Source organism: Mitsuokella jalaludinii (assembly GCF_928722185.1).
GTDB lineage: Bacteria > Bacillota > Negativicutes > Selenomonadales > Selenomonadaceae > Mitsuokella > Mitsuokella jalaludinii.
Genome location: NZ_CAKMXA010000001.1, coordinates 1,861,095 through 1,875,264, shown reverse-complemented (window position 1 = coordinate 1,875,264; position 14,170 = coordinate 1,861,095). Strand labels below are relative to the sequence as shown.

The window sequence follows — 14,170 nt, the reverse complement described above, 5'->3', positions numbered from 1 at the left end:
AGATTCAGCAGCCGGTCATCGCGCAGCGTTGCCCGGTCATCCCCGTCTTGCATGCTCCGACACATGCCTCCTCGCCTTCAATGACAAGATGTGAGCATATGCCAATCAGCAAAAAAAGCTGCTACCCAACTCGCTTGGGTAGCAGCTCTTTTTATTCTGTCTTGATTGCCAGACTCTATCAGGCCAGCACGCGTGCGAGGCGCACGAGTTCTGGGTTCAGGGTCTTCGTGTTGTTGACGGCCTCGAAGAGGTTGACGCCTACGACCTTGCCTTCGTTGAAGCCGAAGACGATATCCGATGCGCCCGAGATGATGGCCAGAGCAGCCTTCTCGCCGAGCATCGATGCCTTCATGCGGTCTTCCACCGTCGGCGAGCCGCCGCGCTGGATGTGGCCGAGGACCGAGACGCGCGTGTCGATGCCCGTCTTCTCCTCTACGGCCTTGCCGATCTCGATGGCCGAGCCGGCGCCTTCCGCCACGACGATGATGCTGTAACGCTTGCCTGCATCGTACATTGCCTTGATCTCTTCGCACATCGAGTCGATGTTGAACTTGACCTCCGGTACGAGGACGAACTCAGCGCCGCCCGCGATACCAGACATCATGGCCAGCCAGCCGGAGTTGCGGCCCATGACCTCAACGAGCATGATGCGGCGATGTGCCGAAGCCGTGTCACGCAGCTTGTTGATTGCATCGACAATCGTGTTCGCAGCCGTATCGCAGCCGATCGTGTAGTCCATGCCCCAGACGTCGTTGTCGATCGTGCCCGGCAGGCCGACAATCGGCAGGCCCGTCTCTTTCGAGAGCAGCGAGCCGCCCGTCAGGCTGCCGTCACCGCCGATGATGACGAGGCCTTCGATCCCACGCTTCACGAGGTTCTCAAAGCCCTTGCGGCGGCCTTCCGGCGTCTTGAATTCCGGGCAGCGAGCCGTTCCGAGGAACGTGCCGCCGCGCTGGATGAGGTCGCTGACGCTGCGGCTCGTAAGCTCCTCGATGTCGTCATCGAGCATGCCCTGATAGCCGTTGTTGATGCCATAGACTTTTACACCCTCGTAGAGTGCCGTACGGACAACGGCACGCGCCGCAGCATTCATGCCCGGGCTGTCGCCGCCAGATGTCATTACAGCAATCGCTTTTTTGATCATGGGAACATCTCTCCTATTCCATCAGTTCCATACTTATCCCAATCATCCCGTTGGCCCATGCCGCAGGATAACCAAATGACCTGATAATGTACTTCTTATATATTATCTTTCTTTATTTTACGGAATTCGTCCAAAAATGTAAAGGGTTTCATGCAAAACAACGCCTTCTCCTCGCGGAAAAGGCGTTGCAGATCGTGGATTTTGTTTCAGGACGCGATACACGCATCATTTGAGGACGGCCATGAGATCTCGCTTCTCGTCGGTATCGACTTTGCGGATCTCCAGCTCGATGCCCAGCTCGTGGAGCTTCTTGAAGGCGGCGACGTCCTTGTCATCGACCGAGACGGCGCTCGTGACCTGATGCTTGCCCTCGTAGAAGCTCATGCCGCCGATGTTAACACTCTTGATCGGCACGCCGTGCTCGACGAGGTACAAGACGCTCGTGGGATTCGTGAAGAGCAGCAGGCAGCGGTCATTCTCATACTTCGGGTTGCGGTAGATGCGCACCGCCTTTGCGAGGTCGACGACATGGCTCTTGACGCCCGCTGGTGCGAGCTGCTTCAAGAGCACCGCGCGGATCTTGTCCTTGGCGACCTCGTCGTCACAGACGATGATGCGCTGGCAATCTGTCGCCTTCGACCAAACGGTGGCGACTTGGCCGTGAATCAGGCGGTCATCGATCCGTGCCAATACAATCTTCATAAGAGATCATCATCCTCGTCGTCATCGTCGACAGCAATCTGGCTCGCGTGGAAGAACTGCATGCCGCTCTTGCCAGCTTCTGCCGCTTTATCCATGAGTTCCTGAATGCTCAGGCCTTCGTCCATCATCTGTGCGCTGCACATCTCGATGAGCATCGGCAGGTTGACACCCGTCACGATGCCGTACGCCTCATTGGCGATGACGAGACGGCAGGCTGCATTGTACGGGCTGCCGCCGAAGAGGTCGTTAAGGAAGAGAACGCCGCCCGAGCAGTCAAGCTCCTTGATGGCTTCCTCGTACTTCTTGACGACATCATCCGGCCCCTCGCCCGGCACGAGCGTGACAGCGCGGACATTCTTCTGCTCACCGCAGATCATCTCGCACGAGCGCACGAGCTCCTCTGCAAAAAGACCATGTGTACCAACGATAATCGCAAACATTGGATAACCCCCTTCTGATACTACCTTACCTATACCCTAATACAATGCAAGATGCGTGCCAACTTTGTGTATCAAACCAATATGGATACACAGGTCATCATTCTCGCATCTCTTTGCGTTCAACAACGATGAAATAATACTATCACACTTGCTAGATAATACTCTATCGCGCTATCACCCATCATCCTGATACAGTATCGCCTCTCGCCACCCTAAAAGAAATACACTATCATCTGTATCAGGAAGCATGGCCGTCAGTGTATCAGATCATCTCTGCCATGAAATAATACTCGTCTGCAACCAGTGTCAGGTGCAGCTTCTCCGAAAAGACCTCTGCGGCCTCCTTCAGTGCCTCGACCTTCTCGGTGCGGAGCTCTGACGGATTGCCGCCGTAGTGGAGAGGCTTGCGCATGACGCAGCGCTCGAGCGCACAGCCGCAGTGGACGAGCAGCCGGATGCGCAGGGGATTGGCCAGAGGCTCCCTGCGCCCTGCCTCGAGCCGCTCGTCGAACTCCATGAGGAGCGGCATGACCTTCTCGGGGTTGAGATACGTCAGGAACTTGCAGAGGGATTCTGAGCAGAGACTCTGGACGACGCGGCTTCCCTGACGGTGAGGTGAGGCGCTGCGGCTGCCCGTGACGAGTTCCAAGAGCGCAGCCTCGCCCTCGCCGTCGATGATGGCCTCCAAGGAGATGAACGGGATGCGCATCGCGGGCTTCTTGACGCCGACGGCCGCCACGATGCGATGGCCCTCTGCGATCTCGCGCAGATGCTCCTCGAGCTTGACGATGCCGACGGGAATGACGGGCAAAGGCTGGCCCGCGCCGCGCAGGATCTCCTCGACGAGCGACTTGAGCTTGAGCGCCGTGCCCTGCCCCGTCGAGCAGATGGTCACGACGACGCGGCCGTCGTCCGTCACCTTCTCGAGCTCCGTATCCTGCGTGACGTCGCGCGCCTCGTAGCCGTGGAAGCTCGCGAGCGAGTCGTAGAGACCGTCGAGGTCCATGCCCGCGAGCTCCGCCTTGCGCATGGCCTCGAGGATCAGCGGCGTCGAGACCATGTCAATCGTGCGCACGGGCACATCGAGGCGCTTCTCCAGGCTCGGGCCGAGATTACAGAGCGAGCCCATGTCTGCGAGTATCAGGACGCCCTTGAGGCAGGGCACGGACCGCAACATGGCCGCCATCTTGTCGAGCACGGCCTGCGGACGGACCTCGAGCGGCATGTCGACGGCCAGCACGCTGACGTCCGTCGTGCCGAACAAGCGCTGCGCGACTTCGACCATCGAGGTCGCCGTGCTCTGGCCATGCGTCGCGACGACGAGGACGACGCGATCGTCGCGGTCATCCTCCTGCGACGATTCCAACAGCAGGGCGATGTACTCGATCTCGACGCGCGGCACCTCGATGCGGTAATGCTTCTCGATGAGGCTGCCGATCTCGGTCGCCACCTCGAGGCAGAGCGAGTCCTGCGGCACAGTGCCCTCGAGCTCTTTGTGCGCCGCATCCTTCGACTTGACCCGCTTGAGAAAGGCCGAGAGGTGCAGGCTGAAGGCGTAGAGGAAGCGGTCGTGATAGCTTGCATTCATGCGCTTCTGCACGTAGAGCGCCACCTGCTCCGCGAAGTCGACGAGCGAGGCGTCGACGATCTTCAGCAGGCGCTCGCGCGTCGTCATGTTGACCGAAGCTTTCTTGTTGTAGAGATTGCGCACGTAGACATTGACATCCGCCGCGAGGATCTGCTTGATGAGGTCGCTGCTGATGCCCTCTCCCTTGAGGAGCTCGACTTTCGCCTCGACGACCTGGTAGAGATTGAACTCCGCGCCGCTCACGCCGTCCGTCAGCGGGAAATCCGGCCCCAGCGGCACGATGATGCACGAGTCGCTGCCGAGAGCTTTCGTGACCTCCGTCAAGGCCTGGCGGTTGGCCGAGAGCGTCAAGAGGCCGCTCCGGATCTGCTGCGGCAGCATCTTGAAGTCGACCTCGATGCCCTCCGGGCTGTCAATGCCGTTGAGGAAGGCCTGCGCGCAGAGCAGCTTGATGTTCGACTTGAGCTGGCCGGTATTGCCGCTGCCGATGCTGCCGACGAGAGCCTTTATTGTCTCGACGCCCACGCGGATCGGCTTCTTGACGCGCTGCGCCTCATCCTGGAACATCAGCTTGATGATGTCGAGCTTCTCGTCCGTGCTGCGCTCCGCGAGCGGCGGTATCTTCATGATGTTCGGGATGCGGCGCACGAAGGTCTTCGTCAGCGCGGAGTCGGGGTCCTCCGTCGTCGCCCCGATGATCAGGACTTTGGCCCTGCGGCTGCGCTGCGTCTCGCCGAGCCGGTTGAACGTGCCCGTATCCATGAAGTAGAAGATCATCTCCTGCCCCTCAGGCGGCAGGCGGTGGATCTCATCGAGGAACAGCACGCCGCCGTCTGCCTCCTCGACGAGGCCCGCCTTTGACTGATCCGCACCCGTGAACGCCCCCTTCATGTAGCCGAAGATATGCGAGATCAGAAGTTGCGGGTTGTTGTAGTAGTCGGCACAGTTGAACGTCACAAACGGCGCCTCCTCCGCGAAGCGGTGCATGACCTTGCCGTACTCGAACATCATGTGCGCGAAGAGCGTCTTGCCGACGCCCGTCTGGCCGACGATCAAGGTGTGCAGGCCGTCGGGCGGGTAGAGAATAGCCGCCTTGGCCTGCTCGACTTGGCGCCTCAGGCTCCTGTCCGCGCCGATGAGCCGCGCGAAGGGATTCTCGGGCTCCTGCGGCTTCTTCGACTGGCAGATGGCCTCGACATCGTCAAACTGGCACTCCCCCTCGCCGAGCGTCACGCCGAGTGCCGACTCCAGGCAAGCCCTGTCAAAGTAGAGCACCGGCCGCCCCGAGAACTTCACGATCCTGCCCTGGCGCTGCAGCGCGTTGAGTTCCTTCGAGACATTGTTGCGCAGGATGCCGAGTGCCTCCGCGATTTCCTGCGCCCCAAAGCCGACACGCCCCTTGAGCTTTTCCTCTGGCCAGGCCTCCGACTTCTCTTCGATATACGAATAGATGCGCTCCCCTCGTTTCATCCGCATTCCCCTCCATACCTCAACATACACATCCTATTATAGCATACAGCAAAAAGGAGCAGCGCCTTGCGCTGCCCCTTTTCAAGCCTGTGAATGAGACTCAGCCTACGAGCTCGTAGCCAGCATCCTCGATGACTTTGCGGAAGTCGGCCTCTGGGATGTCGTGAGTTGCCTTGACATCGGCCTTGCCGCCCTCGAGGTCGACGGTGACATCCGTGACGCCGTCCATCTTGGCGAGTGCATCGTGAACGTGTTTCTGGCAGTGGGCACACATCATGCCCTCGATCTTCAGTGTCTTTTCCATGGTAATCGCTTCTTTCTCCTGTACAGATTGTGCGGCTGCCGAGTCGGCGGCCTCGTGATTCTTTCTATCAGATGAAACGGCTGCTGCCGTCTGCTCTGCTGATATTTCTGCCCCATGGTCTGGCTTAAAGAAGCGCAGGCGCAGGGCGTTCATGACGACGCAGACGCTCGACAGGCTCATGGCTGCAGCGCCGATGACCGGCGAGAGCTTGATGCCGAAAGCGGGGTAGAGGATGCCCGCCGCGAGCGGGATGCAGATGACGTTGTAGATGAGCGCCCAGAAGAGGTTCTCCTTGATGTTTTTCAGCACGGCCTTGGAAAGGCGTATCGCACTGACGGCATCGAGAAGGTCGCTCTTCATGAGCACGGCATCGGCGCTCTCGATGGCAACGTCCGTGCCAGCGCCGATGGCGATGCCGAGATCGGCCTGCGCGAGCGCCGGCGCATCGTTGATGCCGTCGCCGATCATCGCGACCTTGTGGCCTTCCGTCTGGAGCTTCTTGATGTGCTCCGCCTTGTTCTCCGGCAGGACACCAGCAATGACCTTCTCGATGCCCATGCGGCGGCGGATGGCCTCCGCCGTGCGCGCATTATCGCCCGTCAGCATGACGACCTCGATGCCCATCTCGCGGAAGTGCGCGATGGCCTCGCGGCTCGTCGCCTTCTCCACATCGGCGGCGGCGAGGATGCCGATGACGCGGTCGTCCTCAGCGAAGATCAGCGGCGTACAGCCGTCATCCGCCAGCGAGGCCAGGTGCGCTTCATATGGTGCAAGATCGATTCCCTTCTCGGCCATGAGCTTGTCGTTGCCGGCCGCGTAGACGTGGCCGTCGGCCTTGGCTTCAACGCCGCGGCCAAAGAGCGCCTGAAACTCCGTCATGGCCTTCGGTGCGATGCCCCTCTCCCTAGCTGCCGTCATCACGGCCTCTGCCAGCGGATGCTCGCTGCCCTTCTCGAGGCCTGCGGCGATGGCGAGGAACTCCTGCTCCGAGACGCCGTCGACCGTCGTGATATCCGTGACCACCGGACGGCCCTCCGTGATCGTGCCGGTCTTATCCATGACGACTGTGTCGACGGACTGTGCGATTTCGAGCGCCTCGCCCGACTTGATGAGGATGCCGTTCTCTGCCCCCTTGCCCGTACCGACCATGATGGCGACCGGCGTCGCGAGGCCCAGGGAGCAGGGGCACGAGATGACGAGGATGCAGATGGCAATCGAGAAAGAGAACTCGACGCTCGCGCCCATGGCCAGCCAGACGGCACCCGCCAGCACGGCAATCGCGATGACCGCTGGCACAAAGACGCCAGCAATCTTGTCAGCCATGCGCGCGATCGGTGCCTTCGAGGCACTCGCCGCATCGACAAGGCGGATGATCTGGCTGATCGTCGTGTCCTCGCCGACGCGCTCCGCGCTGAAATGGATGGATCCCTGCTTGTTGATTGTGGCCGAAGTGACCTTGTCGCCCGCCTGTTTCTCGACGGGAATCGGCTCACCCGTGATGGCCGACTCATCGACGCTCGTCGTGCCCGAGAGCACCATGCCGTCTGCGGGGATGCGCTCCCCCGGGCGCACGATGACTTCATCGCCCGCGACGAGTTCTTCTGCCGGGATGACTTGTTCCACACCGCCGCGCACGACGCACGCCTGTTTCGGCGCGAGATCCATGAGCTTCTCGAGCGCCTTGCTCGTCTGCCCTTTCACGCGCGCCTCGAGGTACTTGCCGACGGTGATGAGTGTGACGATCATGCCGGCCGACTCGAAGTAGAGATTCGTGCTGTACTCCTGCACGAGTGCCATGTCGCCGTGGCCGAAGCCCCAGCCCATGCGGAAGATGGCGAAGGCGCCGAAGAGCGCCGCCGCCATCGACCCCATGCCGACGAGGCTGTCCATGTTCGGCGCACCGCGGAAGAGATTGCGGAAGCCTGCGATGTAGTAGCGGCGGTTGAGATACATGATTGGCAGCACGAGCAAGAACTGCGAGAAGGCAAATATGATGGCATTTTCCGGGCCGTCAAAGACCGCGCCGACAATCTGCGGCACGGGCAGCCCGAAGAGCTTCTCAAAGAGGCCGTGCATCGAGATGTACATCGTCGGCAGCAGAAAGGCAATGGACCAGACGAGGCGGTGCTTCATCTCGTCAATGCTCTTCTTGACCGGATCTTCCTGCGGCGCGGCTTTGGCCGCCGCCTGCTTGCCTTTGACCGAGGCGCCGTAACCAGCATCGACGACGGCCTTGATGATGGCCGGCACACTCGTCTTTTGCTCATCGTATTCGAGCTGCATGCTGTTCGTCAGCAGATTGACGCTGACATCTTTCGTGCCGTCAACCTTCGTGACGGCCTTCTCCACACGGGCCGAGCAGGCCGAGCATGTCATGCCCGTGATCGTGAATTGTTGTTTCTTCATCTTGGATTTCAGCCTCCTTGGTGGCTATTGGGAAACGACGGGTCATTTCATGACCTTCTGGAGCGTCGCAACGAGCTCATCGACTACCTCATCGTGACCGGCGCGGATGTCGTCGACTACGCACGACTTGATGTGCTGTGCGAGCAGTTCCTTGTTGAACGCATTGAGCGCCGACTGGATGGCGCTGACCTGCGTGAGGATGTCGACGCAGTAGCGGTCATCCTCGACCATCTTGCAGACGCCGCGGACCTGTCCCTCGATGCGCCGCAGGCGCGAGACGAGGCACTTGTATTCCTTGCTGTCCTTGTCGCGGTGCTTGTGCTTGACACAGCCACTGCAGGTGTGCTGCTCTGCACTCGCCTCTGCCATAGCAGCCGCCTGACATTTCTTATCTTCACATGATTCCACGAATATACCCCCTAACGGTATATTATCTTATACCACGAGGGGGTATCTGTCAAGTCAAAAAAAAGCTCCCGCAATGCGGGAGAAAAATCAGCGCATACCGGCCATGGCCTGCTCTACAGCAACCTGCCAGCCATCGTAGAGACGTTCGCGCTCCACCTCATCCATATGCGGCTCATAGCGGACATACGGTGGCCATAATTTCCTCAGCTCATCGAGATTCTGCCAGAAGCCAATGGCCAAGCCAGCGAGATAAGCAGCTCCCAATGCCGTCGTCTCCATAATCTCCGGGCGAATGACAGGAAGGCCCATGATGTCTGCCTGGAATTGCATCAGAAGATTATTCTGGCTGGCACCGCCGCTGACCTTGAGTTCCTTGATTGGCACGGGGATATCTGGAGAGAGTGCCTCGTAGATATCACGCACCTGGTACGCCAGCGCCGCCAAAGCCGCCCGGATGATGTGAGCGCGGTTGACATCATCGCTAAGGCCGACGATGAGTCCCTTCGACTCCATATCCCAGTACGGTGCAGAGAGGCCTCGGAAGGACGGCACGAGATAGACGCCATTCGTATCGGGCACGCGCTTCGCGATCCATTCGGACTCCGGCATGGAATCCAAGATGCCAATCCCGTGCTTGAGCCATTCTAGGCTGATGCCCGAAACGAGCGTACTGCCCTCCAGAGCATATGTGACCTTATCGCCAATGCCCCAGGCAATCGTCGTCACCAGCCCGTTCTTAGAACGGACGTGACAGTCACCCGTGTTGACCAGGAAGAACGAACCGACACCATACGAATTCTTTGCTTCCCCCGGCTTAAAGCAAACTTCACCAAAGAGGTCTGCCTGCTGGTTGCCGATGCAGGATGCAATGGGAATCCTTGCCCCGAGCCAATTAGCTGCAGTCTCTCCGTAGAGATGGCTTGACGGATAGACGTCCGGCAAGATCTGGCGGGGAATATCGAGTGCCTCCAGGATATCCTCATCCCAAGTCAGATCCTTGATGTGGAACAGCATCGTGCGGGAAGCATTCGAATAATCCGTCGCAAAAACCTCGCCGCCACTGAGTTTCCACATGAGCCAGGTGTCCACAGTGCCAAAGCGCAGGCGTCCCTTCTGTGCCAGCTCTCTGGCACCTGGAACATTCTCAAAAATCCAGCAGAGTTTCGTGCCCGAGAAGTACGGCGCGATGACAAGAGAAGTCTTCTGCCAGATCTCTTCCTGATACCCTTCCTTGAGCAGTCGCTTGCAGATATCCCCCGTCTGGCGCGATTGCCAGCTGATAGCCGGATAGATGGGGCGTCCCGTCTTCTCATCCCAGACAATCGTCGTTTCACGCTGATTCGTCACGGCAATTGCCGCAATTTCTGACGGTTCCAGTCTCGCTAACTTGATTGCTTTGCGCGCCACAAAGAGCTGTGTCGACCAAATCTCATCTGGGTCCTGCTCCACCCAGCTTTCATGCGGCGTATACATCGATATCTTCTTTTCCGCATACGAGCATATCTGCCCTTCGCGATTGATGATGACTGCACGATTCTTGACCGACCCAGAATCGAGCGCCAGAATATACTGTTTTTTCAAGAACATCCCCCTTCCCGCTACCCCATTCATCATATACCATTCTTATTAAGGTTACGTCTCATTATATCATTGTTGCAATCCTTTTACAAAAAAATCTCCCGCGCAAAACGCGGGAGAAAGACTTATAGGAAAGGAAAGTCTCAAAGTATCATTGGGGAGTCAATGGAATACACAATAAAATGGATAAAGCGATTGGAACATAATTATGATAGGAACAGCTCGTAATAATCAGAACAAGCCAATAGCCGAGCCAACGACATAGGCTGCGCCTGCACCCATGAGCGGAGCAATGACCGGTACCCAGGCGTAACCCCAATCCGATCCGCCCTTGCCAGCAATCGGCAGGATTGCATGAGCCAGGCGAGGTCCGAGGTCACGAGCAGGATTCATGGCATAGCCCGTCGGACCGCCGAGCGAAAGGCCCAGCGCCCAGATGAGTACACCGACGATGTAGGGGCCGAAACCGGCCGGCATAGCACCGACTTGTTTCGAGAAGATGGCCCAGATCAGGAACAGCAGGAAGAACGTCGCAATGAACTCCGTCAGGAACGCTGTTCCCAAATTGCGGACGGCCGGAGCCGTGCAGAAGATGCCGAGTTTTGCGGCAGGATCCTTGGTGAGGCCCCAATGCGGCAGATACGCGAGCCAAACGATTGCCGCACCAGCAATGCCGCCGAGGATCTGGACGATGGACGTCACGACGAACTGGGTGAACGTATAGATGCCCAGAAGCATCTTGCCGAACGTAACAGCCGGATTGAGGTCGCCTTGCGGAGCGCCCAGCGACGTTGCCGTAAAGACACCGAGCGTGACGGCAAAGCCCCATCCGATCGCGATATTGACCCAGCCCGAAGCCTGCCCCTTAGAGCGTTCCAAGGTCAAATTTGCACAGACGCCGCAGCCGAAGACCAGCAGGACCATCGTGCCAAAGAATTCACCTAAAAGATTCTCATAACCGACAACCATAGCGGATTTTCCCTCCTGTTATTCTTCGCTGAGCCAGTGCATCGAGTGCTTGACAGCCTTCTGCCAGCCCTTGTAGTACTTCGCAGCATCTACCTCCGGCATCGTCGGCTCAAAGCGCGTATCGAGCTTCCACGCCGTCTTGACCTCTTCCTTGTCCTGCCAGACACCGACAGCCAGGCCAGCGAGATAAGCTGCACCGAGAGCCGTCGTCTCAATCGTCTGCGGACGGTCCACCGGGCACTGCAGGATGTCGGCCTGGAACTGCATGAGGAGGTTATTCGCGCACGCACCGCCATCCACTTTGAGGGACTGCAGCTTCTCGCCAGAATCTTCTTCCATGGCCATCAGGACATCCTTGGTCTGATAAGCGAGCGACTCGAGCGTAGCGCGGACGATATGAGCCTTTGTCGTACCGCGCGTGATGCCGATGATCGTACCGCGCGCATCCTGATCCCAGTACGGTGCACCGAGGCCGACGAATGCCGGGACAACGTAGACACCTGCCGTATCCTTGACCTTCTTGGCCACCCATTCAGAATCCGGGGCCGAGTCGACGAGACGGATGCCGTCGCGAAGCCACTGGATGGCCGAGCCAGCTACGAAGACAGAGCCCTCGAGAGCATACTCTACCTTGCCGTCCAGCCCCCAGGCAATCGTCGTGACGAGGCCCTTATGGGATTTCTTGAGCTCCGTGCCCGTGTTCATGAGCAGGAAGCAGCCTGTGCCATACGTGTTCTTTGCCATGCCCGGCTCGAAGCAGTTCTGGCCGAACAGAGCGCACTGCTGGTCGCCAGCTGCGCCAGCGACAGGGATTGAAGCGCCGAGGATGCTCGGGACGCTATGGCCGTATACATAAGAGGACGGCTTCACTTCCGGCAACATGGCTTTCGGGATATTGAGATAGCCCAGCAGTGCATCATCCCATTCGAGCGTGTTGATGTTGAAGAGCATCGTACGCGACGCATTCGAGTAATCCGTAACATAAGCTTTGCCGCCCGTCAGCTTCCAGATCAGCCAGGTGTCAATCGTGCCGAAGAGGAGCTCCCCCTTCTCTGCACGCTCCTGTGCACCCTCGACATGGTCGAGGATCCAGCGGATCTTCGTCGCGGAGAAGTACGCATCGATCAGCAGACCAGTCTTATCCTTCACTTCATCGACAAGGCCCTTGGCCTTGAGGTCTTCCGCAATGGATGCCGTCTGACGGGACTGCCAAACAATCGCGTTGTAGATAGGACGTCCTGTCTTCTTGTCCCAGATGACAGCCGTCTCGCGCTGGTTCGTGATGCCGATACCTGCGATGTCACTTGCCACGAGGCCCGACTGTTCGAGTGCCTCTTTCATGACGGTGACCATCGTGCTCCAGATTTCTTCTGCATCGTGCTCAACCCAGCCCGGTTCCGGGAAATGCTGCGTGAATTCCTTCTGAGATACGCCGATGACCTTGGAATTACTGTCAAAGATGATGGCGCGATTCGAGGTCGTACCTGCATCTAATGCCATAACAAACTTCGTTGCCATGTTTTAAAAGCCCCTTTCAAAAACCCCTTATATTTCTCTTATGTATTCGAGCAGACCAATCAGTAATCGCCTGCTTCTTTCTGTGCAAAGTCGAGAATGCCCGCCGCATCAATCTTCCCGTAAAATTCACGCGGGATCAACGCCACTTTGACATTCGGATACTTCACCTTGAGCGAGCCGAGCTCGCTCGCCGTCTGCGGAGCCAGAAGCATGACGTCGGCAAAAGCAGCTGCTTCATCTGCCTCTGCGACAGGATAGAAACTGATGGAACATGGGTAGCCTAGGCGTGCTGCTTCTGCTTCCATGCGCCTGACCAAGAGATTCGTCGAGATACCCGCAGAGCATAACAGGACGATGCGCCGAATTTCGTCGTGCATGAAAATCACCTCCTTTCATCTCACGCAAAGCCTATCGTCTCAGCGATACGCTTCTTCCAATATTTCAATCGGGTGGCAGGGATCAGTCTGCGTCCCGTGCTTGATCTGCATGCGGCACGTCGGGCAGTCACAGATGACGTCATCCGCCGTACTCTCTTTGATCCTCTCGAAAAGCTTCTCTCCTATTTTCATTGAGATATCATACTTTTCCTTCTTGAAGCCATAGTTGCCGGAGATGCCACAGCAACCGGCATCAGCGAGCTCCACCTCAACACCAGGGACCTGCTTGAGCACGGATACGGCCGGCGTCCCGATGCCCTGCGTTTTCAGATGACACGGCACGTGATAGATGAGTTTCTTGTCAACCCGCTTGAAGTCTGTCTTGAGTTCGCCCTTCGACATGAGTTCTTCAAGGAATTCAAAGGCATCGTAGATATTCTCTGCCGCGTCCTCCATACGCTGCTCACCGAAGAGCTCCGCGTATTCGGCTCTCAGCATCAGCGAGCAACTGGTGCAGCAAACGACGACAGGGATGCCCTGCTCCTTCCACTTCAAGATTCTCGATACATTGTTGTCCGCGTGTTCCTTTGCCTCATCGAGATAACCTGTAACGACGAGCGGGGAACCGCAACAGTTCATGCCCTCATCCACAAGGACTTCATAGCCGTTGTGGTTCATGACCTTGACGAAGGCGATGCCGATATGTGGCTCATTGTAGTTGATGGAACAGCCCGGATAGAACAAGACTTTCTTGTCGCTCTTCGGCTGCTTGATGTCCTTGAACTGACGGTAGAACGTCTTTGAAGCGTACGAGGGCATCGAACGCTGGCCCGCAATCCCCATAGCCGAGAGGACGCCGAGCGCACCGCCGACCTTCGTACCGAGGTTCGCAAAGGTCGAGCCGAATGGTATAGCCGAGACAAGTTTTGCCATGCGTTCCCCGTGTGCGAGCATGTCATCACGCTTCGAATGCGGATGATGGCGATAGTATTCGCCACGCATCAGCATATTGAGCGTCGAGACGGCTACACCTGAAGGGCATGCGCGGTCACAGCTCTTGCAGTTCGAGCAAAAATCCAGCGAATCCTCATAGTCATCCTGAGAGAAATGCATGCGTCCGTGTGCCGGTGCCACGAGTTTCGGGCCACGGTACTCCAGAGATGCTGCCATGACAGGGCAATTGGCCATGCACGAGGTGCAGGACAGACAGTGATCACCCGAATAGACGGCTTGTTTGTCTTCTTCAATCATCTTTGTATCGCTCAT

Annotated in this window: 11 protein-coding genes; all 11 read right to left on the bottom strand. The window is 58.0% G+C overall.

Annotated elements, in window-relative coordinates; genetic code table 11:
* Positions 1-178: 178 nt before the first annotated feature.
* The 11 genes from pfkA to QDI87_RS08665 all read right to left on the bottom strand — a co-directional run bounded on the left by pfkA (position 179) and on the right by QDI87_RS08665 (position 14,170).
* Positions 179-1,144: a 6-phosphofructokinase gene (gene pfkA / locus QDI87_RS08715; RefSeq protein WP_036378375.1), complete on the bottom strand. Its 966-nt coding sequence runs from the start codon at positions 1,142-1,144 to the stop codon at positions 179-181.
* A gap of 225 nt (positions 1,145-1,369) precedes the next feature.
* The gene (locus QDI87_RS08710; RefSeq protein WP_055162588.1) at positions 1,370-1,846 is read right to left on the bottom strand and encodes a mannose/fructose/sorbose PTS transporter subunit IIB; all 477 of its coding nucleotides are present in this window, start codon (positions 1,844-1,846) and stop codon (positions 1,370-1,372) included.
* Complete coding sequence (locus QDI87_RS08705; protein ID WP_036378373.1) at positions 1,843-2,286, bottom strand: PTS sugar transporter subunit IIA; 444 nt, start codon at positions 2,284-2,286, stop codon at positions 1,843-1,845. Before QDI87_RS08705 ends, QDI87_RS08710 begins: the two co-directional genes overlap by 4 nt.
* A 262-nt stretch (positions 2,287-2,548) precedes the next feature.
* On the bottom strand, positions 2,549-5,344 hold the full coding sequence (locus QDI87_RS08700) for a sigma-54-dependent transcriptional regulator (protein ID WP_278742981.1): 2,796 nt from the start codon (positions 5,342-5,344) through the stop codon (positions 2,549-2,551).
* 100 nt (positions 5,345-5,444) lie between these two features.
* Positions 5,445-8,054, bottom strand: a complete 2,610-nt coding sequence (locus QDI87_RS08695; protein ID WP_278742978.1) for a heavy metal translocating P-type ATPase — start codon at positions 8,052-8,054, stop codon at positions 5,445-5,447.
* Positions 8,055-8,096: 42 nt separating this feature from the next.
* Positions 8,097-8,462, bottom strand: coding sequence for a metal-sensing transcriptional repressor (locus QDI87_RS08690; RefSeq protein ID WP_278742975.1), 366 nt, complete (start codon positions 8,460-8,462; stop codon positions 8,097-8,099).
* A gap of 87 nt (positions 8,463-8,549) precedes the next feature.
* Positions 8,550-10,043 (bottom strand): glycerol kinase GlpK, encoded by a 1,494-nt coding sequence (gene glpK / locus QDI87_RS08685; protein ID WP_278742973.1) that lies wholly within the window; start codon positions 10,041-10,043, stop codon positions 8,550-8,552.
* Positions 10,044-10,271: 228 nt separating this feature from the next.
* Positions 10,272-11,009, bottom strand: coding sequence for an MIP/aquaporin family protein (locus QDI87_RS08680; RefSeq protein ID WP_270838046.1), 738 nt, complete (start codon positions 11,007-11,009; stop codon positions 10,272-10,274).
* Positions 11,010-11,027: 18 nt separating this feature from the next.
* Positions 11,028-12,527 carry a glycerol kinase GlpK gene (gene glpK, locus QDI87_RS08675; RefSeq protein ID WP_270838045.1) on the bottom strand — a complete coding sequence of 500 codons (1,500 nt, stop codon included), beginning with the start codon at positions 12,525-12,527 and terminating at the stop codon, positions 11,028-11,030.
* A 59-nt stretch (positions 12,528-12,586) separates the two neighbouring features.
* A complete protein-coding gene (locus tag QDI87_RS08670) occupies positions 12,587-12,904 on the bottom strand; it encodes a PTS lactose transporter subunit IIB (protein ID WP_248617178.1) in 318 nt (105 codons plus the stop codon).
* Between the two features lie 39 nt (positions 12,905-12,943).
* Positions 12,944-14,170, bottom strand: coding sequence for an anaerobic glycerol-3-phosphate dehydrogenase subunit C (locus tag QDI87_RS08665; protein WP_278742970.1), 1,227 nt, complete (start codon positions 14,168-14,170; stop codon positions 12,944-12,946).